Here is a 25088-nt window from a genome sequence, read left to right as displayed (position 1 = left end):
GAATGAAACTGAACAAAAGGGGAAATTAAGAAGCTCTTAAATTTTCCCTGGAAGGATAACGTTGTCAATTTCATGAATAACGCCGTTGCGCTGCTTTGAATCTGCCACCACGATGGTTGCCGTATTTCCAAAGCTATCATTAAGAATGATATCTATACCTTTCATTGTTGCGGTAATTATATCTCCTTGAACCGTGGTAAAAGTTGCTTTCCCTTCACCCCTGCACATGGCCTTTAAAATTTTGGAAGCAGTTATATGGCCGGCAACGATATGGTACGTTAATAAATCTTTTAATTCTTTTCTGTTTTCAGGATCCAAAAGATATTCAACAGATTTTCCAGATATTTTTTGAAATGCTAAATCTGATGGTGCAAATACCGTAAAAGGCCCTGCATGATCAAGTAAGTCCTCCAAATCTGTAGCCTTCATTACCGCCAAAAGCGTTTGATGATTCTTAGAAGTGGCCGTAGAGTTAACTATAGATTTTTTAACTTCGGATTTTTTATATGTTGAATTTGATTTACTTACACTTTCTTGAGCAGTAAGTGAGATAAAAGAAGAGATCAGCACACAAGAAAGAACTTTAGTAAGGTATTTCATATAAATAAGGCAGGGAGTTGTTAAAGTAGTCGATTAACGGTTCAAATACTTCGACAAGTTACAACATATGAAATTTATCTTCTTATTTAAACCTCTTCTTATGTTAATTTTTAACAAATTATTAACAAATACTTGTGATTTTGGAATTCAAACATCCCTCTTAAATTTTCTAAATTTGAGATATACCCCACTATTATGCTACTCAAAAAGGTTAATATAGAAGAAAAACTGAGCAAAATACGCCCCGAAACGGACCATAAAAACCTAAGCGAATTATACCTGATTCTTAACAGGGATATAGAAAGCAGAGAAAAAATTGGAAATACCCTTCAAAATAAAAACAGTTCAGCTACTAACGCTTTTAATCTTGATTTACTAGAAACAAACCGGATATACCATGTAGAGCAAATAAAGACAATTTGTATAGATTACAGGTTACGTTTTTTAACATCCAATTATTTTAAAGGAGAAATTCCTGCGGAGGCCATAGCAGAAATAAAGCGGATTGAAGAAGCTCACAGTATTGAATTAAAAGGTTTTAGAATTCTTGCGCCTTCCAAGCTCTTTAAATTAGAGGATAAGGACGACCCCGTATTATTCGCCCCCATAGGTAACAACTATTTTTATCTGATTCATAAATGGGGAAATGACCTTCACCCCCTAAGAAAATGGCTCATGTGGCCTTTTAAAAATATTGTAAACTTAATTTTACTCATAGTTCTTCTAAGTTTTTTTATGGCCCTATTGGTGCCTGAAGGTCTATTTTCAAAGAACAGCTCTAACGCTCAATTTTTTATTATTTTCTTTTTTATGTTCAAATGTTCTGCGTCGGTGGCTATTTTTTATGGGTTTGCATTGGGTAAAAACTTTAACCACGCCATTTGGAACAGTAAATTTTACAACGCTTAGCAGTGTATTATACATCATAAAAAAAGGACATTCCACCAAATTATGGAATGCCCTTTAAACTTTTACAGGTGTGCTTAGTTTATAAATATAGAGGTTGGTATACCTGCCACATCTATACTGTTCAAAAATTTTGGTTCAGGAGCCGGCTTTACCAGCAAGAGCCCTCCTTTGTTCTCCCCGCTTTTCTTTTTATACCCTATCAACAGTACATTGTTCTCCTCGTCATAGCTTACCATTGTTGTTTTTTCAACTTCAAATTCAAAATTGAGCTGAGTTTCCGTCATGAAATTTTCGTAAGCGTACAACACGGTTAAGTTTTTGCCAAAATCATAAATAGCCGGTATTACTGGAAATATACTATGTGCCGTAGGTGTCATCTCATAGTACATCTTACCTTCCGTATCAAAATGCAAAGAAGCAGATTTTGTGAAATTAGGTTCTTTTCCAACACCATAGCTGGTATGTGTTATAGCAAGACTTACACTGTTCATTGTACTATGCAAATCATCATAACTAATGATAATATTATCATCCGGGTTTGTGAAAATTCGCCTTACATCAAAACCTACCAATTTACTATGAACAACAGCATTGGCATTAGCATCCATTACTGTAATAGAGTTTTCATCGGTAACATTATCATCAACGCCTAAAACAAATAGCCGTTTGTTTGCATATGCCAGTTCAATAGGTCTTTGGTCAAGTTTCACGTCCAAAGAAGTTGTTTCTGAGGCAGACACGTTTAAAACACGTACATAAAACTCATCTACCGTAGGGCTCACATGAAGCTCGTATGCAATGTAGAGCATATCTCCTTTTCGTAAAATTGACTTTGCCGTAAGACTGCACGCTCCTAAATCTGAAAAAACTTGGTACGTTTTACTGCTATCATCGTTAAAGTCGTGAATTGATAGCTCACCGCTACAATTGGATTTTTTATGATACGTGGTCAACACACTGTTTTCTTGAAACGAAAGATCAGGCACCATCATGGAAGCAAATTTGCTCTTTTCCGGATTAATGGTAAGGGCATCATCTTCTACATTGAACAATGTACCACTTAAACTTCCTTTGTTGTTAACGAGCAAGGTGTAGTCTGCTTGAACGCTTTTTTCTTCCTCTTTTTCGTTGCCAAGTGAGTCACTCTCAGTTTTGCTGCAACCCATAAGGACTAATAACGCCATAAGGGCATAAAATAGATTGTAGGTTTTCATCTGTTGCATTTTAATGTATTCTAAATGACTTTTCCAACACCTGCCAGTTGAGCAAAAAAAGGGCCTTTTTTAAATTCAAGTTTTGGGTCCTTGAATTTAAAAAACGCCCCCTTACATCATTTAAAATACTGGTTTAACAAAAGCTATACCGTAGCAACGTCATACATTTTATTACGTTGCTCCCGTAATGTCTTGTCAGACATATATTCATCAAACGATAAATATCTATCAATGTTGCCTTTTGGGGTCAACTCCACGATTCTATCGGCAACCGTCTCTGCAAAGTGATGATCATGGGTAGTAAACATGACCGTTCCCTTAAAATTCTTTAGGCTATTGTTAAATGCGGTAATACTCTCTAAGTCCAAGTGATTCGTAGGCTCGTCCAACATAACTACGTTGGCTCTAAGCATCATCATTCTACTTAACATACAACGTACTTTTTCTCCTCCTGAAAGTACGGTACACTTCTTAAGAGCTTCTTCGCCACTAAAAAGCATTTTACCTAGAAAACCACGAATGTAGACTTCTTCTCTTTCCTCTTCGGTCTTTGCCCACTGTCTCAACCAGTCTACCAAGCTTATATCCTCCGTAAAGAAATCAGAGTTGTCTGCAGGCAAATATGATTGTGTAGTAGTAATCCCCCATTGAAAAGAACCTTTCTCAGCCTTCTTTTGACCATTTATAATCTCGTAAAAAGCCGTGGTTGCCCTAGAGTCACGAGAAATAACGGCAACCTTATCGCCTTTGGCCAAGTTTAGATTCACATTTTCAAAAAGCAAATCTCCATCTTCCGAATTTGCAGAAAGTCCTTCTACATTCAAAATTTGGTCACCAGCTTCACGCTCTCTTTCAAAAATAATGGCAGGATATCTTCTACTGGAAGGCTTTATATCTTCTACTTTAAGTTTGGAAAGCATTTTCTTTCTAGAAGTGGCTTGTTTACTTTTTGCAACGTTGGCACTAAAACGTGCAATAAATTCTTGCAATTCTTTTGCCTTTTCTTCGGCCTTCTTATTCTGTTGTGCTCTCTGGCGAGAAGCTAACTGGCTACTTTCATACCAAAATGTATAGTTACCACTATACAGGTTCATTTTACCAAAATCAATATCGGCAATACTGGTACAGACCGAATCTAAAAAGTGTCTATCGTGAGAAACTACAATTACCGTGTTTTCATAATCTGCAAGGAAATTCTCCAACCAGTTGATGGTTTCATAATCCAGGTCATTGGTAGGCTCATCCATAATCAATACATCTGGATTTCCAAAAAGAGCCTGCGCCAGTAATACACGAACCTTAAGTTTTGAATCTATATCCGACATTAAGGTATAATGAAACTCTTCTGTTATTCCCAAATTTGATAATAAGGCCGCAGCGTTACTGTCTGCGTTCCAGCCGTTCATTTCTTCAAACTGAACCTGAAGCTCTCCAATTTTATCGGCATTTTCATCAGTATAATCCGCATAAAGCGCATCTATCTGCTGCTTTATAGAAAAAAGCGGCTTATTCCCCATAACAACGGCCTCAAGAACAGTAGACTCATCGTAAGCGTTGTGGTTCTGTTCCAAGATGGACATACGTTTACCAGGCTCAAGGTTTACATGACCCGAAGTTGGTTCTATTTGTCCAGATAAAACTTTTAAGAATGTAGATTTTCCCGCTCCATTTGCTCCAATTACCCCATAACAGTTACCCTGAGTAAAGGTTACGTTAACTTCATCGAAAAGGACTCTTTTTCCGAATTGTACGGATAGATTTGATACCGACAGCATAGCTTTCTTTTTAAAATTCGTGCAAAAATACAGAATTTTAATGGCCTAGACCAATAAACTTAAAAAGCATTCACTTTGTCTTAAACCTTAACTCAACCCTGTCATTTTTAACTCCCTATTAACAGCAAACTGCCACAGGGTTGTTTAATTTTGAACGTTACACAGTTAGCGATACCTATATGAATAGAAATTTACTCTATCTTTTTTTTCTTGTTCTAGGAAGTTGTGCTGCAGAAAAAAGCTCTCCTACTGTATTTTTTTCTGGAGAAATTGTTAATCCTACCAGCAATCATATTGTTCTATTAAAAGGAGACGTTGTCATAGATTCGGCAGAATTGGACGAGGACAACCGGTTTGCCTTTTCTCTGGATTCTATCTCAGAAGGCCTGTACCATTTTAATCATGACCCGGAATTACAATATGTTTACCTAGAGCAAGGAGACAGCTTAGTGGTTCGTCTAAATACATCAGACTTTGATGAATCTTTGGTATTTTCAGGAGACGGAGAAGAACTCAACAATTTTCTTTTAGAAGTATTTTTGGCACATGAAGAAGAAGCAAGTGCCGTTCGCTCTATGTACCGATGGAATCCAACAGACTTTGAACGAGGCATTGACTCTTTAAAGCAACTAAAGTTAGATGTACTGGACGAAATTAAAAGCGAAGACAAGCTTTCTAAAAATGAGCTTAAGATCGCTAGCGCCAGTGTAAACTACAACTACAACACCTACAAAGAGGAATATCCGTTTAAACACAAAAGGCTTACAGGAAAGGAAATACTAAAAAAGCTTCCTTCTAATTTTTACGATTACAGAAAAGATTTGGTTTTTGATGATAAGGATTTAACCTATTTAAGGCCTTATTACAATTTTATGATCAACCATATTGGCAATATGTCTTTCATGACCTGCTCACATGCATGCAGCATAAAAAATAATGTAGTTCGTAATCAACTTCATTTTAACAAACACAAGCTTCACCTTATAGATAGCCTAGTTCAGGAAAAGGAACTAAAGGACAATCTTTTTAGATATGTGGCATTTGATTATTTGTTGAAGGTTCATGACTCCGAAGAAAACAACGAAGAATTTATTAGCGGTTTCAGAGAGTTGAGCAACAACAATAGGCATATGAATGAAATAGATGCTTTGTATGAAGGCATTAAAAACATTCAACCTAAAAAAGAAATTCCCAATGTAGCGGTTACGAGCACAAACGGCACCACACTTACTATGAGAGAGATTGCCGCCAAGAACAATAAAACAGTTTTCTATTTTTGGTCAGCCACGGATAGGATGCATTTTGAGAACATAAAAAGAAGAATTGAACACCTCTCTGCTAAAAAACCTGAATATTCTTACGTAGGCATCAATATAAAAACTAACGAATCCAACTGGAAGGCTATGTTAGAGATGTCCGGCTTGGATCAATCAAAACAATACCGGTCTTCAGATTTTGAAGAGTTAACCAAGTCACTTATTATATACCCGTTAAACAAGTGTATCATAACAGATGACAAGGTCATTGTAGATGCGTTCGCAAATGTCTATACCTCTTTTTAATTTAGATTACCACACATAAAATATTTGTATAAAAAAGGGATGCTATTTAGCATCCCTTTTTTAATTTATATTAAACAGCGAGATTAGTTCCCCTTGTTGTAATCTGCTAAGAATTTCTCCAAACCACTATCCGTTAATGGGTGTTTTAGAAGTCCAGTAATAGAAGATAGACCACTGGTCATAACATCCGCACCAACTTTAGCACAATCAATTACGTGCATTGTATGACGAATAGAAGCAGCCAAAATCTGAGTTTCGAACGCGTAGTTGTCATAGATGTGTCTTATTTCTGCAATTAGGTTAAGACCATCCGTAGAAATATCATCCAATCTACCTATGAAAGGAGAAACATATGTAGCTCCCGCTTTAGCTGCCAACAAAGCTTGTCCTGCAGAAAATACTAAAGTACAGTTGGTTTTGATTCCCTTATCGGAAAAATATTTAAGTGCCTTAACACCATCTTTGATCATTGGAATTTTCACTACAATTTGCTCATGTAGCTCAGCCAATTCCTCACCTTCTTTCACCATCTCGTCAAAAGTTGTTGAAATTACCTCGGCAGAAACGTCACCATCAACAATGTTACAGATATCTACGTAATGCTTTAATATATTATTTCTTCCAGTAATGCCTTCTTTGGCCATAAGAGAAGGGTTGGTAGTTACACCATCAAGAACACCAAGTTCCTGTGCTTCCCGTATTTGATCCAAATTAGCTGTGTCTATAAAAAATTTCATTTTCTAGAGTTTATTAGGTTTAATATTAGAGATATACAAAGTTTTGCGGAATCTTAAATTCCCAAGAAACAAAATTACAACTTATAATGGTTTAGCAAGAGTTTCTCGTATACTTTATCTGGCAAAATTCGCTTGAGTACCACAGAAAATTTCTGCAATGGCGAACCTACGTTGTAATGCACCTTAGGCTTCTTGTTTTCAATGATTTCAAAAACCTTTTTAGCAACTGCAATAGGATCATCTCCGTTAGATACATCTTCGTTCATCATCTTCAACGTATTCACATACGGCTCCTTATAGGGCGAATTCTCTAAAACAGGTGAATGATAACGTCCTGCAGCAATATTTGTAGCAAAATCTCCAGGGGCCAAAGTAGCCACCTTTACTCCAAACCCTTTGGTTTCCATGCGTAAAGCTTCGGTGAGGATGGAAAGTGCACTTTTTGTAGCAGAATAAACTCCGCGATACGGCAAGCCCATATATCCGGCTATGGAGGTTATGTTTATTATCACTCCTCCTTCTTGTTTTCGCATTTGGGGCAATACAGCTTGGGCCACTCTAAGCGGGCCATACACATTAGTATCAAAAGCTTTTTGTACTTCCTCTGGAGGCGTTTCTTCCAAAGGACCAGTAATCCCCACCCCTGCATTGTTCACCAGCACATCAATCCTTCCTTCAGCAGCTATGACTTGATTTACGGCAGAAACGATACTCTCATTATCCGTAACATTAAGTTGAAGTAAATCAAATACCTCAAAATCCTGATGCCTAGCCAAATTTCTGGTAGTTCCATAAACTTTAAACCCTTTTGACTTGAGATACAACCCAATGGACTTTCCTATACCTGAAGACCCCCCGGTAATCAATACTATTTTTTGCTCCATAAGGGTGCAAAATAACAATAATATAGTGTAGTAGAAAAGAAATTAAACCTTGAAGAAGCGCTGAAACAGAAACTTAACAAATGCCCTTATAATTTGAAGAATTTAGAGCAAAAAAATCGGCAAGCTACCTACATCGCACCGCTACAACCGTATACCCTTGCTGCGTTCCCACCCTGGGGGATTCTACAGGAGCTGGTCGTGTAGGACTTGCCGACTGCAAATATACAACCTTTTGTTTCTTTCGCAATCGTTTTACATTCTAATTTTTATATGAACAATTTGTTTTGAGTTCGCTATTTTTGTGCAACTAAAAAATGCCTGTAAATCAGGCTAAACCAAATTTAATCTTGTAATGACAACTTTAAAGTTTTTCCCGTTTTGCTTTTTTTTAATGCTTTTTATGGCCTGTGGAGGTGATAATTCTCCCTCTTCCCTATTCGAAATTCAACTAGAAGGAAACAGTAAAAGCTTTCAGCAAAAACAATATGTAGCGGTTTCCATCAAAAACAAAAAGAATAAAACCATTCAGAGTGTTACGTATGCAATTGATGGTAAAGAGGTTCCCGTTAATGATGGCAAAATTTCACTGAACATGCCCCATTTAGGAGACAAAACAATTACGGCAACCGTTTCCTATGACGATGCCTCAGTAGAGATTTCCAAGCATTTAAAACTCCTGGCGCCAAATGCTCCGGAAATTTACACCTACGAGATACTAAACGAGTACCCCCACGATAACAAAGCTTATACACAGGGTCTTGAATTTTATAACGATACACTTTACGAGAGCACAGGAAAAAAAGGAAGATCCTCTTTACGAAAAGTAGATTTTAAATCCGGCGAAGTATTACAACAGGTAGATTTGGACCAAACCTATTTTGGAGAGGGCATTACTATTCTCAACAATAAAATCTACATGCTTACGTGGCGCAGTGGTCTTGGATTTATCTATGATTTAAAGACTTTGGATAAAATTGATAATTTTCAGTTTGGAGAAAGTAAAGAAGGTTGGGGGTTGACAAACGATGGAAAAAAACTCTTTAAAAGTGATGGCACAGAAAAAATATGGTTTTTAAACCCGGAAACTTTGGTTGAAGAAGGTCATATAGAAACCGTGACCAACAAATCTATAAACGACAGTGCCAACGAATTGGAATATGTAGATGGAAAAATATATGCCAACGTATACCAAAAACCAAGTGTTATGATTATTGATGCCAATAGCGGTGCTATTGAAGGCGTTATCAATTTTGGTGGGCTTAGCAGTAAGGTTACACACCACGCTACATGGAGCGATACGGATAATGTTTTAAACGGTATAGCATATCATCCGGAGAGGAAAACGTTTTTTGTTACCGGTAAAGAATGGGACAAGATGTTTGAGGTGAAAATCCAAAAAAAATAAATGCAGAGTTATCAAAAAACGATTACCGTAAAGGAAGACGATCTAGATGACCTTGACCATGTAAACAATGTACGGTACGTTCAATGGATGCAGGATATATCTAAAGAACATTGGATGAAAGCTGCTCCAGAAGAAATGCGCAAAGGAATTATTTGGGTGGTAATGACACATCATATCACCTATAAAAGTGCTGCAGTTCTAGGTGATGTTATTGAAATGAGCACATACATTCAAAAAAGCAAAGGTGCCGTTTCCATAAGAATTGTAGAAATGCACAATAAGAAGACCAAAGAACTGTTAGTAAAATCAAGTACAGAATGGTGTCTGTTAAATGCCGAAACATATAGACCTATGCGCATATCGGATGAAATCAAGGATTTTTTCACCCGTTCATAGCCCAGTGTTGTCAATCTATAATTTCGCAATTAGAAAAAATGGTTTGAAAACAGCTTTAAAAGTAGATATTTAGACAAAAGATATGAGGCAATACTTAATGACAATAGCACTACTTGCCTTATTTATATCCACTGGGTCCTGTCGTAAAGATTTTGAATACGCACCAAGTAATGGAAACCTTGAATTCTCAAAAGACACCGTTTTTTTGGATACTATTTTTTCCAATATTGGTAGCAGTACATACAGTTTAAAAGTATACAACCGGAGCAAAGATGATATTTCTATCCCCTTCATAGGATTAAAGCAAGGGGAAACAAGTTCTTACCGCCTAAATGTTGATGGTGTTGCCGGGAAAACTTTTTCGGACATTCCCCTAATGGCCCAAGACAGTCTCTATATTTTTATCGAAACTACTGTAACCCTCCAAAATACAAATCAATTTTTATACACGGATATATTACAATTTGACCAAGGCAACAACAGTCAACAAATCCCTCTAGTTACTTTAGTGCAAGACGCAATATTTCTCTATCCCAATAGAAATAGTAAAGGAGAAAAAGAAATGGTCGTAATTGATGTAGATGCAGATGGAAATAATATAAGCGCTCCCGGCTTTGAGCTTAAAAACGACCAATTACACTTTACCAATGAAAAGCCTTATGTCATTTACGGGTTTGCCGTAGTTCCCAGCGAACAGCAACTAATTTTAGACCCTGGCGCGCGAGTGTTTTTTCATCAAAATTCCGGAATGGCAGTACGCCCTAAAGCTAGCCTGAAGGTCAATGGCGCCTTAAGTTCAGATCAAGAGCTATTAGAGAACGAGGTCATTTTTGAAGGAGACCGTTTGGAACCTGAATATGGCAATGTGGCAGGACAATGGCAAGGGATTCGTTTAGAGGAGGGCAGCAGCAGCAATACCATTAATTATCTCACCCTTAAAAATGCTACCGTTGGTATTTTTGCCCAGGGTGAGTCTTCGTTATCCTCCCCTACCTTAACTATTGAAAACTCTCAAATTTACAATAGCTCCAAAATAAATCTATGGGGAAAAACAGCGTATATTGAAGCTAAGAACCTTGTTGTGGGTAGTGCCGGGAACAGTTCTCTGTATTGCAACTTAGGAGGAAGCTATTCATTTACGCACACCACAATTGCCAATTATTGGACGGAGAGCTTTAGACCTAACGCTGCATTGACCATAAACAATTTTGAACCTGACACGCAAAATAATTCATATGGGGCAGATTTAATAAAAGCTGATTTTAAAAATTGTATCATTGACGGAAATGGCGATTTTGAAATTTCCCATGGTTCCAATGGCTCAAATGCCTATAATTTTCTATTCAGTTCTTGTCTTATTACGGTGAATGAAAACAACATTCCATCCAACTCCGGAGAATTGTACCAATTTGAAGATGACATAACATACAAAAATAGTCTTATAAATGGGCTGACCGAATTTGAAGATACCCAAAAGAACAACTTCAGATTAACTTCTACTTCCGAAGCCCTCAATATTGGGGACAAAATAGATGCACTTGCTATTCCTTTGGACATCTTAGGAACAGAGCGTACAGAGTCTCCTGACCTAGGAGCTTACGAATTTTTTGAATTGGACTAAAACATATACAGCATTAATTATTTGAGCCCCCGTTCGACCAGAATAAATCTCTTAAATCAATATGCTACAACTCAGTTTTTACCTACAAAAAAATCAGACAAGCGTACTACAAAGTTGTTTAAACAAGTTCTAATTAACGATTTGGTCAAAATTTAACATAAAAATGTAATCTTTTTCCTTCAAATACAAATAAAACCTCTATATTCCAAATAAAAACCCCAAATATTGTGGGGAATATCTTTATAGCTATGTAACTTACTGTCACTAATTTGCATCAAAATAATGTGTCTTGGAATATACTTACACCATAATAGATTCAGATGCGACTTCAAATTTGCAATTACAGCACTATTTGGAGGATTATGGTGACTTCACCTGTGCCGGTCTGGCGCAGAACAGTACGGACGGCATTAATACAATTTTAAAATACTCTCCAGATGTAGTTTTCATAAATTTGAACGAAAGTGCGTACGAATATTTTCACATGGTTATGGAGCTTCATCAATACATAAACGAGCTTCCTATTATAATAGGTATATCCAATAGTAAGGATTACGCCTACGATGCCATTAAAAACGGTTTTTTTGATTATTGGCTAAAACCTTATAATGAGTTTGATATTAGGAAATCTATACTACGTCTTAAAAAGCAAGTACCTGCAAAAGCAGAACCCCAAACCCTTTGCTTAAAATCATATCGAGATTTTCAGTATATAAATACAGACGACATTCTTTATCTTCAGGCAGACAACAATTCTACGGAATTTGTCATGAAGGATGGAACAATAAATAACGCCTACAAAACGTTAAAAACCTTCGAAAATCAACTGCCTAAAAATTTTGTAAGAATACACCAGAGTTATATTGTGAACACCAACTTTATTTCTCGTATTAGTTATGGCAAATCTTACTGCACTTTAAAGCAAACAAAAATGCAGTTACCTTTTTCTAAATCTTATAGACAGAACATTGATGGCCTTAAAGATTTATTGTCAAAAAACACAATTTCAGCCCTTAATTAATTAAATTCTATTGAAACTCACCCGTTTACTCTCAAAACTGGTGCTTTTACTACTACATTTTTTCAGTTAGTTAATATGCTATTAAACAATAATAGTTTAGCAGTGTAAGAAATAACAACAACCCCCTAAAACTGGTTTAATTATGAAAAAAGTAGCAAGCATTTTAGCATTAACGATTATGTCATTTGGAGTAATCTCATGTGAAACCGAAACAGATTCAGCTTATGATGTAAACGTTGATTCTTCTGTTGACGGTGATGATGTGCCAACCGATAGACGTGGTTCTTCCGTAGATGGTGACGATGTTCCAACAGACAGACGCGGTTCTTCAGTAGACGGTGACGATGTGCCAACCGACAGACGTGGTTCTTCAGTAGACGGTGACGATGTGCCAACCGATAGACGTGGTTCTTCAGTAGACGGTGACGATGTGCCAACAGACAGACGCGGTTCTTCAGTAGACGGTGACGATGTGCCAACAGACAGACGCGGTTCTTCAGTAGACGGTGACGATGTACCAACTGACAGACGTGGTTCATAATATACAATCAAAATAGATTATCTTAGCCTTAAATTAATTTTTAAGGCTTTTTTTTAACCTGAATTTTTCCGCATGTTTTCTTTCAAATATGGACCTTCTCAGTCAGTTTTTTTTATAAGTTGTTTCTGGCTAGCTCTTGTATTTGTTTCATGCAACAATAAAAACAACCAACTTAGTAATAACCAAATTTCTACCCAAGCAGACTCCATTTTCTCATTAATAGACAGTTCTTCTAACTCAAGATTTTCACATAACGAACATCTACTATTCCTTGAAAAAGCTGAAACTCATACCAATAAAATAGAGAATGACTCTCTAAAGAATAAACTGATTTCTAAAATTGCACTTAGATATTTAGTACTTAAAGACTCTACAAACTTTAGAAGAGCAAATCAACAAACCTTAGAGTTATCCAAACTATTGAATGATAGCATAACGTTAGCCGAAGCCAATTGGGATTTGGCCGATTTTCATAGATTGTATGCAAAAGCCGACAGTGCTTATCTTCACTTTTCGGAAGCGCAAAAAATATACGAAGCTCTTGATATGGATTATGAATCTGCACGTATGCTTTACAATATGGCTGTTACCCAAGCAGACATTAAAGACTATACCGGTAGTGAAATAAACACGATAAAGGCTATTGATATCTTAAAACCCTTAGAAGAGTACAAAAGACTGTACCTCTGTTACAATAATTTAGGTTCAATTACCAAAGAACTAAAAGAGTTTGATAGGGCGTTAGATTACTACAACAGAGCTCTGCAATATCAAATGAAAATAGACGCACCAAATAATTATCTGCTAAGCCTTAATAATAATATTGGAGTTGTTTATTTGGAACAGGGCAACTACAAAGAATCCATCCCCTATTTTGAAGAAGTTTTAAAGGACAAAAATCTCTCTACGGAACGTCCCTCGCTATATGCCATGGCGCTAAATAATCTTACGTATAGTAAAGCCAAAGTTAATTTTAAATCGGACCTATCTTCCAATTTCAAAAAGGTCATAAAGATTCAAGATAGTATTGGTGAAATTCAAGATATTTCAAGAAGTTACTACTGTTTTGCTGATTATTATTTAGGCAAACAAGACACTGTACAAGCCATAACCCAAGCAAAAAAAGCTATGGGTTATGCCAAAATTGCAAGTAATAATGATCGATTTTTAAAGAGTTTGCAACTGTTGGCTAAATTAGAACCTGAAAAATCTAGTTATTACACGCAACAATATATTTCCTTAAATGACAGTTTACAGCAGGTAGAAAGACAAGCACGAAATAAGTTTGCCCGTATACGTTTTGAGACAGATGAATTTATAGCTGAAAACGAAATACTATCACGACAAAAACAATTATGGACCGGTGTAGCGGTATCCATATTACTGCTAGGACTTATGTCCTACATCATTCTAGATCAAAGGTCAAAAAACCAAAAACTTCGTTTTCAACAACAACAGCAAGCCGCAAACCAGGAGATTTTTAATCTAATGCTTACCCAAAAGGAAAAATTAGAAGAAGGAAAAAAAATTGAACAAAAACGGATATCGGAAGAGCTTCACGATGGCGTGCTAGGTAAAATGTTAGGAGCACGCATGGTACTTACAGGTCTCAACAAAAGAACAGAAGAAGAGGCTATTTCTGAAAGAAAGAAAGCAATAGACGCATTACAAGAGGTAGAAAAAGAGGTCCGTTCTATTTCACATGAATTAAGCCATGCCGCCTACCAAAACATTCCAAACTTTATACACTCTATAAAAGATTTATTGCTTACCGTCCAAGCTACAGGCAATTTTGACTATAAGTTTGTTTATAATGAGACCTTTAACTGGGATTCGCTTGGGGCAAGCATAAAAATTAATGTTTATAGGATGATTCAGGAAAGTTTACAAAATTGTGTTAAACATGCCCAATGTAAAAACGTAATTTTGGAACTTAGTAAAACAGATTCTGGTTTTATGGCCACAATCATAGACGATGGAAAAGGCTTCAAAACAAGTTCCAGAAAAAAAGGTATAGGTTTGCGTAATATCTCGTCTAGAATTGAAAAAATAAACGGAACGTACACGATTAAGAGTAAACCTGGCAAGGGCACCACTGTTACGTTGGAAGTGCCTTTAAATAAAGAAATTAGTTAGAAGCATTTTTTCAAGTGTAGACTGACCAAGAAATTATGGATAATTTAATTAGAATATTAGCTGTTGATGACCATGAGATGATTGTTCTAGGTTACAAGTACACCATTGAAGGGTGTGATTTTGAAAAGTACAAAGTAACCGTAAATATTGCTCCTAGTTATCATGAAGGCAAAGCAGAAATAGAAAGTTCCGCAAACCGCATGCCCTATGATATAATATTATTGGACATCCAAATGTTTCCGGATAGCGCTAAAGAAGAAAGAGGTGGAGTAGACCTTGGGGTTTTGGTTAGAAAAATATCCCCCTCTTCTAAAGTAGTTTTTCTTTCTTCTTTTAGCGACAGCTACCATATTAACAACGTACTAAAGACTGTAAACCCTGATGGATATATGGTAAAATCCGAAGTTGATGAAAAGACGCTGCAAGATATGGTACGAACGGTAATTGAAAATCCGCCCTATTACACTGCAGCGGCATTACAGGCCATTCGCAGAAAAATGGCAAACGAAGACCAAATTGATGAACGTGATAAAAAAATATTGTATCAATTATCAATAGGAACCAAAACCAAGGATATCTCTTCCTTAGTTGCAGCATCAAGCACAACCGTTGAAAACCGAAAAAGACAGTTAAAAGTGATCTTCAATGTTGAAAACGGAAACGACTTTGCTCTTATTGAAGAAGCCAGAAAACGTGGCTTTATTTGACAAATCATACGTACATTGTTGAATAACAATAAATTACACATTAGTTTATTTTCTTAAAACAAAAAAACCCCAGTTTTTATGGGGTTTTTCTTTAAAGTTCAAACAGAACTGAAAACTATCTTTGGCACAAAGTGTATAACTACATCATATGCCACTATACCACGATAGTTTTAGGAACAACCATTCCAATGGTTATACTCCAAATTCACAAATGGAAGGAATGGAGTCTTTCGCAAATAGTTTGGAAAAATTGTTTTTTGCAGATGCTACCATTTTAAATTATACCAATAAAGATGAAAAAACCAATTTAGCCATTGAGCTAAACTGTAATATTTCGTTGGTAGAGATGTTATTTCACTTTAATAAAGGTACTTGGGGCAATTTTAAACCTGGAAGAACCTCTTTTATAAAATTGCTCAACAATCTTGTAAAAGAAAGTGGTTCCAAAGTAGATATTGAAGAGTTTACCTTTTTCCTAAAGGACACCGCTATTATTATCAACAAGATTTATGATAATAGTATTCCTGAGCAATTAGACAAGATTATTTCCGAAATATGTAAGCACTATGTGCATTTCAGCAAGGGTTTAACCGAAACACCTTATGAAATCTATGTTCCTGTTTTTGAGGAAGAAAACAATGAAGGAAACGAAATTCTTATACAGAATATAGAGGCAGATAACAATACCAAGAAAGACTATTTTCAGTATTGGGGTCTTTATTTTGAATCTGAGGATGATGCTGTCATCTACGATTTAAAAAGCTCTACAATAGAACACGGTGACCTATTTATGCTTAACCATTGATTAAAACAAGTTTTTTGAGGTAAATGACAGTAATATAAGCTGCCCATTCCCCAAAATAATCAATTCCCCCATTTTCTACTCAATAAATTGAGTAGATTGGGGGATGGGATTATATTGATTATTTGCTATGCTTTGAGAAGTTGGAACTAAACATTAAAAAGTTCTCTTCCACTCATTAAGGCATTTACTTTTTCCTTAACAGCTTCAATTTTTGCATCATCTTCGGCATTGGTCAAAACTTCATCAACCAAGTCAACAATTACGTTCATATCAGCTTCTTTAAGACCTCTAGTAGTTATGGCAGCTGTTCCAAATCTAATTCCAGAAGTAACAAAAGGCGATTTATCATCAAAAGGAACCATGTTTTTGTTTGCAGTAATATCTGCTTTTACCAAAACCTTTTCGGCATCCTTACCCGTAATATCCTTATTTCTTAAATCAATAAGCATCATGTGATTATCCGTACCTCCAGAAATGATATTGTACCCTTTAGCTACGAAAGCAGCGGCCATTGCAGCGGCATTTTTCTTAACCTGGATCATATAATTAAGGAAATCATCAGAAAGAGCTTCTCCAAAAGCTATTGCTTTAGCCGCTATAATGTGCTCTAAAGGACCTCCTTGGTTTCCTGGGAAGACTGCTAAATCCAACAATGCGGACATCTTACGAAGATTCCCGTTCTTTAGTTTTATACCAAATGGATTATCAAAATCCTCACCCATTAGAATAAGCCCACCACGTGGTCCTCTTAAAGTTTTATGCGTAGTTGTTGTTACAATATGACAATGAGGAATTGGATCACTCAAAATGCCCTTTGCAATAAGCCCCGCTGGATGAGAAATATCAGCCAACAAAAGAGCACCAACACTATCTGCAATTGCTCTAAATCTTTTAAAATCTATATCACGAGAATAAGCAGAAGCCCCCGCTATAATCATTTTTGGCTTTTCCTTAGTTGCTATTTCTTGAATAACATCATAGTCTAGCATACCCGTTTCTTTATCAACGCCATAAAAAACAGGGTTGTACAATCTACCAGAAAAATTCACCGGTGAACCGTGGGTCAAATGTCCTCCATGGGAAAGGTCAAATCCAAGAATGGTATCCCCTGGTTTTAAACAAGCGTGGTACACTGACGCATTTGCCTGCGAACCGGAGTGAGGCTGAACATTTGCATATGCAGCTCCAAATAATTCCTTAGCTCTATCTATTGCAAGTTGCTCTATTTTATCAACTACCTCGCAGCCACCATAATAACGCTTACCGGGATACCCCTCGGCATATTTATTGGTTAGTACTGACCCCGCAGCCTCCATAACTTGTGGGCTTGTGAAATTTTCAGAGGCAATAAGCTCTATGCCGCTTATTTGGCGTTCTCTTTCCTCTGCTATTAGTTCAAAAATCTGATTGTCTCGTTGCATAAGCAAATATTCTGTTAAATTGAGATGCAAAAGTACGAATTGCCCCTTGTTAAAACTCATAAAACAATATATTTGATCAAGAATTTATCAAATATAAATTAACAATCTTGCTATGCCCATACATGCCAATGACCCTTCAAAGAGAACATGGCTTCCCGTGTCCGATAATTCAGATTTCCCTATCCAGAACATTCCTTTTGGTGTTTTTCTCACTCGTGATGATATCATAACCATAGGAACCCGTATTGGAGATACCGCCATTGACCTTGGTGCCCTGCACCAACTTGGCTATTTTAATGATATACCCCTTACGGACGATATTTTTCTTCAGGATACATTGAACGATTTTATTTCGGATGGTCAAAAGACCTGGAGGTTAGTACGTAACCGCATTAGTGAAATATTTGAAGTTTCCAATGACACCCTAAAAAATAACGAAGACCATAAAAACGTAGTGCTTTTCTCTATGGATGAAATTGAAATGCAATTGCCCGTACAAGTAGGCGATTACACGGATTTTTATTCCAGCAAAGAACACGCCACTAACGTAGGTACTATGTTCCGCGACCCCAATAACGCCCTGTTACCTAACTGGCTTCACATTCCTGTAGGATATCACGGAAGAAGTTCTACCATTATCCCTAGCGGCACCCCCATTCATAGACCTATGGGGCAGACCATGCCAAAAGGGGCGGAAACTCCTGTTTTTGGGCCTTCACGTTTAGTAGATTTTGAATTGGAAATGGCTTTTATTACCACGGATACCAATGTCTTAGGTGAACCTATTTCCGTAGACGAGGCAGAAGAATATATTTTTGGAATGGTACTTTTTAATGATTGGAGCGCGCGCGACATTCAAAAATGGGAATATGTTCCCCTTGGACCATTTTTAGCCAAAAATTTTGCGTCATCTATATCTCCATGGATTGTAACGTTAGATGCTCTTCAGCCTTTTAAAGTAGACAGTCCAAAACAAGACCCTACTCCTCTACCCTATTTGCAGCAAAAGAAAAGACATAGTTACGACATTAACCTAGAAGTAGCTTTAGCTCCCGAAAACGGTACCGAAACTACCATTTCCGAATCTAATTTTAAATATATGTATTGGACCATGTCCCAACAACTGGCGCACCACACCGTAAACGGTTGTAAGGTGAATAGTGGAGACATGATGGGAAGTGGGACAATTTCCGGTCCCACCCCCAATTCCTACGGTTCCATGTTAGAACTATCTTGGCAAGGCACCAAGCCGGTGGAATTGAACGATGGCTCAGAACGCACGTTCATTCAAGATAATGACACCGTAATTATGAAAGGATATTGCTCCAATAAAGATATCCGTATTGGTTTTGGAGAAGTTAGAACTACGCTTTTACCTCCTTTTGAGGCCAAAAAGAAAGGCTAATAAACTCTAGATATTTAATCTTGAAGATACCTTTAAACCACTCCCCTATAACGGGTGGGTTTAAAGGTATTTTTCTAAGTTGATATCCGTAATAGCGCCATGGGAATCATGAGCTACTACCCCGCCATTCTTTATCACCAACAACTGAGGCGATTGGTGCATGACCTGAAATTTATACCCGGTTTCATCGGAAACTTGACGGTAACTATGTAAATCCAAGAAGTAAAAGTCCATCTGCCCCTCTTCTACTGCATAGTTCTGAGTAAACATATTCAATACCATCCGGCTAATTCCGCAAGTAGTGGAATGCTTAAATATTACTTGAGGCTTTGTTAAAGACTTCCTTTCAATTTCATCTAATTGCTCTAGAGAAGTAAGTGCTATCCAAGGGATTTTAGCTTCCTTTTTTTCTTCACCTTCATTTTTACTTCCAAACAAATTATTAAAGAGACCCATTTTGTATTTTTATAGTATCAGTCTAACGTTCTCCAAAACTTTACAACTGACTAAATGTCCTTTGTTTTATTGCAATAAGCGACATTTTGTCCTGTGTCTTACATTGGTAGGATTGTTGACCTATTTCAGTCAAAAATAAACAATAACAACAGATAACAATATACATATGAACTTTAATAATTTCACCACAAAATCTCAGGAGGCCATTCAGCAAGCTCAACAGCTTGCTCAAAGCTTGGACCACCAGCAGATAGAAAACGAACATTTGTTCAAAGCAATTTGGGAGGTTGATGAGAACGTACTTCCTTTTATACTGAAGAAACTAAATATTAACGTTCCCTTGCTACAACAAATCTTGGAAAAGGAACTGGAAAGCTTCCCTAAGGTTTCGGGAGGGGATATTATCCTGTCCAGAGAAGCAGGGAAAACTTTAAACGAAGCCAGTACCATTGCTAAAAAGATGGATGACGAATTTGTTTCCATTGAACATCTTTTATTGGCCATTTTAAAATCCAGCAGTAAAATAGCTCGGATATTAAAGGACCAAGGAGCTACCGAAAAAGATTTGAAAGCAGCCATTGAAGAACTGCGCAAAGGAGGAAGGGTAACTTCTCAAAGTGCGGAAGACACCTATAACTCCTTGGATAAATACGCCCGTAACCTTAACCAGTTAGCAGACAGTGGCAAATTGGACCCGGTAATTGGACGCGACGAAGAAATCCGTCGTATTCTTCAAATTTTATCAAGAAGAACCAAAAATAACCCTATGTTGGTTGGTGAACCAGGTACCGGTAAAACGGCAATTGCCGAAGGTTTGGCGCACCGTATTGTTCAAGGTGACGTTCCCGAGAACCTTAAAGATAAAATTATCTATTCTTTGGACATGGGAGCTTTAATTGCCGGTGCCAAATATAAGGGAGAGTTTGAGGAGCGATTGAAATCGGTCATTAAAGAAGTGACTTCATCAGATGGGGACATTGTCTTATTTATAGATGAAATTCACACGTTGGTTGGCGCTGGTGGTGGACAAGGTGCCATGGATGCCGCTAACATTTTAAAGCCGGCATTGGCACGCGGAGAACTCAGAGCCATAGGTGCCACCACACTGGATGAATACCAAAAATATTTCGAAAAAGACAAAGCGCTCGAAAGACGTTTCCAAAAGGTAGTTGTTAACGAGCCGGATACGGAAAGTGCTATTTCAATACTACGCGGTATTAAAGAAAAATATGAAGCCCACCATAAGGTACGGATCAAGGATGAGTCGGTAATAGCTGCGGTAGAATTATCGCAACGGTACATTACCAACCGGTTTCTACCGGACAAGGCTATTGATTTGATGGATGAAGCTGCCGCAAAATTACGTATGGAAATAAATTCCAAACCAGAGGAGCTAGATGTTCTGGACCGCAAGATTATGCAGTTAGAAATTGAAATTGAAGCTATAAAACGTGAAAACGATAAGGCCAAGCTAAAATTGCTAAATGTTGATTTGGCGAATCTGAAAGAAGACAGAAATGAGCTTTTTGCCAAGTGGGAAAGCGAAAAATCGGTCGTAGACGAGATTCAAAAGACCAAGCAGGATATTGAGGAATTTAAGCTTGAGGCGGAACGTGCTGAGCGTAATGGAGATTACGGTAAAGTTGCGGAACTACGTTATGGAAAAATTAAAGAGTCACAGGAAAAACTGGAGGAACTCCAAAAAGTATTGGATGAACAGCAGCTAGGCGATACTCTAATCAAAGAAGAGGTTACCAGTGAAGACATAGCGGAAGTCGTGGCAAAATGGACCGGCATTCCGGTTACCAAGATGCTACAAAGTGAACGCGAAAAACTCTTAAAGCTAGAAACGGTCCTTCACAAAAGAGTGGTTGGCCAGAACGAAGCTATTGAAGCCGTATCCGATGCCATTAGAAGAAGTCGTGCCGGATTACAAGATGCGAACAGACCTATAGGATCCTTCCTGTTTTTAGGTACCACAGGAGTTGGTAAAACGGAGCTGGCAAAAACATTGGCCTCTTATCTTTTTGATGATGAGAATGCAATGACGCGTATTGACATGAGTGAATATCAAGAGCGTCACTCAGTAAGTAGATTGGTTGGAGCACCTCCAGGATACGTAGGCTATGACGAAGGTGGTCAGTTAACGGAAGCCGTGAGAAGAAGACCTTATTCCGTGGTTCTGCTTGACGAGATTGAAAAGGCACACCCGGACACATTCAATATTTTATTACAAGTATTGGACGAAGGAAGATTAACGGACAATAAAGGTAGAGTTGCAGATTTCAAGAATACCATTATTATAATGACCAGTAATATGGGCAGTACTATAATTCAGGAAAAATTTGAAAACAGCAAAGACCCTTATAGCGCCACCGAGGCTGCACGAGTTGAGATTTTAGGATTGTTGCGAAAAACAATTCGTCCTGAATTCCTTAACCGTATAGATGATATTATCATGTTTACCCCGCTTAGCCGAGAGGATATAACCAAAATTGTTAGGCTACAATTAAACAGCTTAAAGAAAACTATTGCAAAGCAGCATATAACAATTGATGCTACCGAAGAAGCCGTTAATTACCTAGCCAACAAGGGTTATGACCCACAGTACGGAGCCCGCCCCATAAAAAGGGTCATACAAAGAGAGGTTCTTAACAACCTTTCAAAGGAACTCCTGAGCGGAAATATAAAAGCGGATAGTATTGTTCTGATTGATTCCTTTAATGACGAACTGGTCTTTAGAAATCAAGATGAACTGGTAGAGTAAACATATTTTTCTAAAAAATAGACTTGTTTTTAAAAGCACCCTAAAAAGGGTGCTTTTTTTTTCTTAGGTATATACCATACAGTATATAATTTCTTTATCTTCGTATAAAACTGTACCATTATGTCTACGAAAGCCGAAAGAACTACAGCCTTTATTATTGAAACTGTTGCCTCCGTTTTTAACAAACACGGATATATCGGAACCAGTATGAGCGACCTTACGGAAGCTACAGGATTAACCAAAGGGGCCATTTATGGTAATTTTGAAAATAAGGAAGCTTTAGCCTTATCTGCCTATCAATACAACAGCAACTTACTCTTATCAAAAATAGATGAAGTTCTTGCGGAAGAAAACAATGCTCTTGACAAGCTTTTTAAACTCACGGATTTTTATAGAAACTACGACTCGTTTACCCTGAGTATGGGCGGGTGCCCTATTTTAAACACCGGGGTTGATGCGCAGCACAACAATAGATTATTGGTTGCCGCCAACAAGGAAGTTATTAGAGAAATGGAAGGTAAGATAGCCCTAGTGCTTGAGAACGGCTCTAAAAATAATGAACTACACCTTCCCGTTACTCCGCTGCAATTTGCCAAACAACTTTTTACTATGATTCAAGGTGCAATTGCTATGGCCACTATGACCACTGATAAAAAGTACCTGACCAACACCATCGCTTATTTAGAGGTGCTCATAAAGAAAGAGCTTAAGAAGTAAAGTTTTACACCTACCATTAATAGCTTTCTTAAATCTTTCAGAAGTTTAATAGCTGTTACCCCTATTCTTTTTTAAGTAGGATTTAAAGTTTAACCAACCTGTTTTCCTCGGTTTTTTCATCTTCTTACTTGCCCACTACTCTAAAAATCCAAGTGTTACCTGTAAACTTACCATCAAACTTACTATCTCTAGCCTGCCTAGCCTGTCCCATAGTGTTATAGCGCCCTAAGTAGACGTAATTGAATTTGTTCTTACTACGCACAAAAGATTTAGGCTGAAGTCCCCTTTTCTTCATATCCGCCATAAAAGCATCAAAATACTTTTTGGTACCAAAAACATTGGCAATTAAATAGTAGCCTGGTTCCAGCCCGTCCTCAGTTTTTACTTCTTCGTATTTTTCACCTTTTTTAGGAACAACCACTTCTTTTTGTTGTGCTAGCTTGGCCTCTTGAGCCGTCTTCTCTTTTTCAAGCGCTTCTTGTTTTGCCTTTTCTTGAGCTACTTTTTGAGCTGCCGCTTCGGCCTCTCGTCTTTTCTTTTCAACACTCTCGGCTGCAGCAAGTGCCTCTTTTTCTTTGGCGTTATTAATAGAGTCCAGTCTTCTTTTTTGCTCCTCTTGTTCAGCTTTGGCAACTTCTGCTGCTTTCGCTTTTTCAGCCATTACATTTTCTTGCTCTTCTGCTTGTTTTTCTGCTGCTTGGGCAAGAGCTTCCTCTTCTTTGGCTTTTTCGGCAGCCTCCTTTTTAAGTCGTTTCTCCTCTTTTCTTAATGCTAAGGCTTGTTCTTTTTCAGATTTAGCTATGGAGTCTTGGGCAATTTTTTCTAACCTGCGACGCTCTTTTTCTTCTTTTTTAGCCTGCTTTTCTTCATCTTTTGAAGCTTCAGCCAATTCCGCAGCTTTTTCCAATTCTTGGGCTACAGCTTCATTTTTCTTTTCCTCTTCAGCGTCGGCAATAGTCTCTGACTCTATTTGATCGAGCTCATTTTCCTCTAGATCAACAGCCCCCACCATCTTATGACGTTCCTCTGGCTTTCCAAAAAAGTAAGCTGCCATCAACTCAAACGAAGGCTCGGAACTTACGGATGAACTTGCTCCAAATTCTACCAACGCACCTAAGGACAAATGGTTAAAAAATGTGCCTCCCGCTCCAATGCCATATCCATAAAAATTGTTGAAGCCTAATTGTCCCCAATATTTATTCGTGTTCAATAATGCATTAAAACCTACTTGATTGGCCTCACCGGGAATGGTACGCAAATACATAGACGGACGTATAAATGAATTTTGTGCCGCACCTAAAGTTACCGGAAAATCATAGGAAACAATCCCCATAAAGACCTTATCTTCTTTTTCCGTATTCGCTTCTTTTTCGGTAAAATTAAAATCGATTAAATTTTCGGAAGCGAAACCTAATGTAAGTCGCTCCACACTTAAACTCACTCCTGGTGCCACCTGTAGTATAAAATCATCCGTTGGAGCTGATTGTAATAATGGAAAATCAGGATTTACCGTAAAACGGTCATCAGCAAGAGACTGCACAAAACCAAATACGTTTGCCCCTACCGAAAGTTTTACACTTTCATTAAGATTAAAACTGTGCGCGTAATTAATGACCCCACCCGTATCAAAATAGACACCCGTATTTTGCTGAAAGAATGCCACGCCAACCGCAGACTTACCATTTAATTTTCTAGTGTAATTTATAAACTGGGTAGTAGGATTACCATCTATTGCCTGCCACTGCCAACGCACCCAATACGCCAAAGAATTGGCATTGTTCCTATCTACGGAAAATGCGGGATTAAATAAACTGGCGTTGTACGTTGTTAAGTTATGTTGTCTTAAGTCTGCAGGCAAACGAGACTCTTGACTCCGCAGAACCAAAACAGACAATAAAAAGAGAAATGTGTATAGAGTTCTGAGCATGATTACAAAAAAACAAAAACCAGTATTCCTACATACTTTTTTTGTCTAAATTTAGTTAACAATTATGCAAGAGTTTTCAACC

21 protein-coding genes and 1 other RNA gene are annotated in these 25088 nt (G+C 37.5%); 13 read left to right on the top strand and 9 right to left on the bottom strand.

The window, feature by feature from the left end:
• Positions 1 to 36: 36 nt before the first annotated feature.
• On the bottom strand, positions 37 to 600 hold the full coding sequence (locus H9565_RS09875; RefSeq protein WP_215439107.1) for a fasciclin domain-containing protein: 564 nt from the start codon (positions 598 to 600) through the stop codon (positions 37 to 39).
• Positions 601 to 795: 195 nt separating this feature from the next.
• Between H9565_RS09875 and H9565_RS09870 the strand changes: the two genes are divergently transcribed.
• On the top strand, positions 796 to 1509 hold the full coding sequence (locus H9565_RS09870; protein ID WP_215439105.1) for a hypothetical protein: 714 nt from the start codon (positions 796 to 798) through the stop codon (positions 1507 to 1509).
• Between the two features lie 74 nt (positions 1510 to 1583).
• Here the strand turns inward: H9565_RS09870 and H9565_RS09865 are convergent, their stop codons facing one another.
• Together H9565_RS09865 and H9565_RS09860 are read right to left on the bottom strand one after the other, a co-directional pair.
• The gene (locus H9565_RS09865; RefSeq protein ID WP_215439103.1) at positions 1584 to 2723 is read right to left on the bottom strand and encodes a hypothetical protein; all 1140 of its coding nucleotides are present in this window, start codon (positions 2721 to 2723) and stop codon (positions 1584 to 1586) included.
• Positions 2724 to 2866: 143 nt separating this feature from the next.
• Positions 2867 to 4498 carry an ABC-F family ATP-binding cassette domain-containing protein gene (locus H9565_RS09860; protein WP_215439100.1) on the bottom strand — a complete coding sequence of 544 codons (1632 nt, stop codon included), beginning with the start codon at positions 4496 to 4498 and terminating at the stop codon, positions 2867 to 2869.
• A 179-nt stretch (positions 4499 to 4677) separates the two neighbouring features.
• Between H9565_RS09860 and H9565_RS09855 the strand changes: the two genes are divergently transcribed.
• A complete protein-coding gene (locus H9565_RS09855) occupies positions 4678 to 6060 on the top strand; it encodes a transaldolase (RefSeq protein ID WP_215439098.1) in 1383 nt (460 codons plus the stop codon).
• A gap of 83 nt (positions 6061 to 6143) precedes the next feature.
• Here H9565_RS09855 and fsa read toward each other — a convergent pair whose 3' ends face one another.
• From fsa to ffs, 3 genes are all read right to left on the bottom strand, one after another.
• Positions 6144 to 6797 carry a fructose-6-phosphate aldolase gene (gene fsa, locus H9565_RS09850; RefSeq protein WP_215439096.1) on the bottom strand — a complete coding sequence of 218 codons (654 nt, stop codon included), beginning with the start codon at positions 6795 to 6797 and terminating at the stop codon, positions 6144 to 6146.
• A gap of 74 nt (positions 6798 to 6871) precedes the next feature.
• Positions 6872 to 7681 (bottom strand): SDR family oxidoreductase, encoded by an 810-nt coding sequence (locus H9565_RS09845; RefSeq protein ID WP_215439094.1) that lies wholly within the window; start codon positions 7679 to 7681, stop codon positions 6872 to 6874.
• A gap of 114 nt (positions 7682 to 7795) precedes the next feature.
• Positions 7796 to 7894, bottom strand: an RNA gene (ffs, locus tag H9565_RS09840) — signal recognition particle sRNA small type.
• Positions 7895 to 8033: 139 nt separating this feature from the next.
• Between ffs and H9565_RS09835 the strand changes: the two genes are divergently transcribed.
• The 8 genes from H9565_RS09835 (at position 8034) to H9565_RS09800 (ending at position 16313) form a co-directional block, all read left to right on the top strand.
• A complete protein-coding gene (locus H9565_RS09835; RefSeq protein WP_215439092.1) occupies positions 8034 to 9086 on the top strand; it encodes a glutaminyl-peptide cyclotransferase in 1053 nt (350 codons plus the stop codon).
• Positions 9087 to 9482, top strand: coding sequence for an acyl-CoA thioesterase (locus H9565_RS09830; RefSeq protein WP_215439090.1), 396 nt, complete (start codon positions 9087 to 9089; stop codon positions 9480 to 9482). It abuts the gene before it with no gap.
• An 82-nt stretch (positions 9483 to 9564) separates the two neighbouring features.
• Complete coding sequence (locus tag H9565_RS09825) at positions 9565 to 11103, top strand: hypothetical protein (RefSeq protein WP_215439088.1); 1539 nt, start codon at positions 9565 to 9567, stop codon at positions 11101 to 11103.
• Between the two features lie 289 nt (positions 11104 to 11392).
• Positions 11393 to 12124, top strand: coding sequence for a LytR/AlgR family response regulator transcription factor (locus tag H9565_RS09820; protein ID WP_215439086.1), 732 nt, complete (start codon positions 11393 to 11395; stop codon positions 12122 to 12124).
• Positions 12125 to 12266: 142 nt separating this feature from the next.
• Positions 12267 to 12665, top strand: coding sequence for a hypothetical protein (locus H9565_RS09815; protein WP_215439084.1), 399 nt, complete (start codon positions 12267 to 12269; stop codon positions 12663 to 12665).
• A 72-nt stretch (positions 12666 to 12737) separates the two neighbouring features.
• Positions 12738 to 14801, top strand: coding sequence for a tetratricopeptide repeat-containing sensor histidine kinase (locus H9565_RS09810; protein ID WP_215439082.1), 2064 nt, complete (start codon positions 12738 to 12740; stop codon positions 14799 to 14801).
• A 35-nt stretch (positions 14802 to 14836) separates the two neighbouring features.
• Entirely contained in the window at positions 14837 to 15508 is a 672-nt protein-coding gene (locus tag H9565_RS09805) for a response regulator (protein ID WP_215439080.1), read from the top strand.
• Between the two features lie 148 nt (positions 15509 to 15656).
• Positions 15657 to 16313, top strand: a complete 657-nt coding sequence (locus tag H9565_RS09800) for a hypothetical protein (protein WP_215439078.1) — start codon at positions 15657 to 15659, stop codon at positions 16311 to 16313.
• A gap of 146 nt (positions 16314 to 16459) precedes the next feature.
• Here the strand turns inward: H9565_RS09800 and glyA are convergent, their stop codons facing one another.
• Complete coding sequence (gene glyA, locus H9565_RS09795) at positions 16460 to 17734, bottom strand: serine hydroxymethyltransferase (protein WP_215439494.1); 1275 nt, start codon at positions 17732 to 17734, stop codon at positions 16460 to 16462.
• A 112-nt stretch (positions 17735 to 17846) separates the two neighbouring features.
• Here glyA and fahA point away from each other — a divergent pair, with 112 nt between their 5' ends.
• Positions 17847 to 19139 carry a fumarylacetoacetase gene (gene fahA / locus H9565_RS09790; protein WP_215439076.1) on the top strand — a complete coding sequence of 431 codons (1293 nt, stop codon included), beginning with the start codon at positions 17847 to 17849 and terminating at the stop codon, positions 19137 to 19139.
• A 60-nt stretch (positions 19140 to 19199) separates the two neighbouring features.
• On the opposite strand, the gene ytxJ is transcribed toward fahA, so the two are convergent.
• Positions 19200 to 19595 (bottom strand): bacillithiol system redox-active protein YtxJ, encoded by a 396-nt coding sequence (gene ytxJ, locus H9565_RS09785; RefSeq protein WP_215439075.1) that lies wholly within the window; start codon positions 19593 to 19595, stop codon positions 19200 to 19202.
• 166 nt (positions 19596 to 19761) lie between these two features.
• On the opposite strand from ytxJ, the gene clpB reads away from it, so the two are divergent.
• Both clpB and H9565_RS09775 read left to right on the top strand, forming a co-directional pair.
• Positions 19762 to 22362 carry an ATP-dependent chaperone ClpB gene (gene clpB / locus H9565_RS09780; protein ID WP_215439073.1) on the top strand — a complete coding sequence of 867 codons (2601 nt, stop codon included), beginning with the start codon at positions 19762 to 19764 and terminating at the stop codon, positions 22360 to 22362.
• Between the two features lie 120 nt (positions 22363 to 22482).
• Positions 22483 to 23079: a TetR/AcrR family transcriptional regulator gene (locus tag H9565_RS09775; protein ID WP_215439072.1), complete on the top strand. Its 597-nt coding sequence runs from the start codon at positions 22483 to 22485 to the stop codon at positions 23077 to 23079.
• Between the two features lie 124 nt (positions 23080 to 23203).
• Here H9565_RS09775 and H9565_RS09770 read toward each other — a convergent pair whose 3' ends face one another.
• On the bottom strand, positions 23204 to 25006 hold the full coding sequence (locus tag H9565_RS09770) for a PorP/SprF family type IX secretion system membrane protein (protein WP_215439071.1): 1803 nt from the start codon (positions 25004 to 25006) through the stop codon (positions 23204 to 23206).
• Positions 25007 to 25088: the final 82 nt, after the last annotated feature.

The organism is Zobellia russellii, from assembly GCF_018728565.1.
Lineage (GTDB): Bacteria > Bacteroidota > Bacteroidia > Flavobacteriales > Flavobacteriaceae > Zobellia > Zobellia russellii.
The sequence above is the reverse complement of the archived record's forward strand: the minus strand, read 5'-3'. Positions and strand labels throughout refer to the sequence as shown.

What these genes read in the sequence shown, in the direction of transcription:
- H9565_RS09875 (WP_215439107.1), bottom strand. Translation starts at nt 600, where the DNA reads ATGAAATACCTTACTAAAGTTCTTTCTTGTGTGCTGATCTCTTCTTTT.
- H9565_RS09870 (WP_215439105.1), top strand. Translation starts at nt 796, where the DNA reads ATGCTACTCAAAAAGGTTAATATAGAAGAAAAACTGAGCAAAATACGC.
- H9565_RS09865 (WP_215439103.1), bottom strand. Translation starts at nt 2,723, where the DNA reads ATGAAAACCTACAATCTATTTTATGCCCTTATGGCGTTATTAGTCCTT.
- H9565_RS09860 (WP_215439100.1), bottom strand. Translation starts at nt 4,498, where the DNA reads ATGCTGTCGGTATCAAATCTATCCGTACAATTCGGAAAAAGAGTCCTT.
- H9565_RS09855 (WP_215439098.1), top strand. Translation starts at nt 4,678, where the DNA reads ATGAATAGAAATTTACTCTATCTTTTTTTTCTTGTTCTAGGAAGTTGT.
- fsa (WP_215439096.1), bottom strand. Translation starts at nt 6,797, where the DNA reads ATGAAATTTTTTATAGACACAGCTAATTTGGATCAAATACGGGAAGCA.
- H9565_RS09845 (WP_215439094.1), bottom strand. Translation starts at nt 7,681, where the DNA reads ATGGAGCAAAAAATAGTATTGATTACCGGGGGGTCTTCAGGTATAGGA.
- H9565_RS09835 (WP_215439092.1), top strand. Translation starts at nt 8,034, where the DNA reads ATGACAACTTTAAAGTTTTTCCCGTTTTGCTTTTTTTTAATGCTTTTT.
- H9565_RS09830 (WP_215439090.1), top strand. Translation starts at nt 9,087, where the DNA reads ATGCAGAGTTATCAAAAAACGATTACCGTAAAGGAAGACGATCTAGAT.
- H9565_RS09825 (WP_215439088.1), top strand. Translation starts at nt 9,565, where the DNA reads ATGAGGCAATACTTAATGACAATAGCACTACTTGCCTTATTTATATCC.
- H9565_RS09815 (WP_215439084.1), top strand. Translation starts at nt 12,267, where the DNA reads ATGAAAAAAGTAGCAAGCATTTTAGCATTAACGATTATGTCATTTGGA.
- H9565_RS09810 (WP_215439082.1), top strand. Translation starts at nt 12,738, where the DNA reads ATGTTTTCTTTCAAATATGGACCTTCTCAGTCAGTTTTTTTTATAAGT.
- H9565_RS09805 (WP_215439080.1), top strand. Translation starts at nt 14,837, where the DNA reads ATGGATAATTTAATTAGAATATTAGCTGTTGATGACCATGAGATGATT.
- H9565_RS09800 (WP_215439078.1), top strand. Translation starts at nt 15,657, where the DNA reads ATGCCACTATACCACGATAGTTTTAGGAACAACCATTCCAATGGTTAT.
- glyA (WP_215439494.1), bottom strand. Translation starts at nt 17,734, where the DNA reads ATGCAACGAGACAATCAGATTTTTGAACTAATAGCAGAGGAAAGAGAA.
- fahA (WP_215439076.1), top strand. Translation starts at nt 17,847, where the DNA reads ATGCCCATACATGCCAATGACCCTTCAAAGAGAACATGGCTTCCCGTG.
- ytxJ (WP_215439075.1), bottom strand. Translation starts at nt 19,595, where the DNA reads ATGGGTCTCTTTAATAATTTGTTTGGAAGTAAAAATGAAGGTGAAGAA.
- clpB (WP_215439073.1), top strand. Translation starts at nt 19,762, where the DNA reads ATGAACTTTAATAATTTCACCACAAAATCTCAGGAGGCCATTCAGCAA.
- H9565_RS09775 (WP_215439072.1), top strand. Translation starts at nt 22,483, where the DNA reads ATGTCTACGAAAGCCGAAAGAACTACAGCCTTTATTATTGAAACTGTT.
- H9565_RS09770 (WP_215439071.1), bottom strand. Translation starts at nt 25,006, where the DNA reads ATGCTCAGAACTCTATACACATTTCTCTTTTTATTGTCTGTTTTGGTT.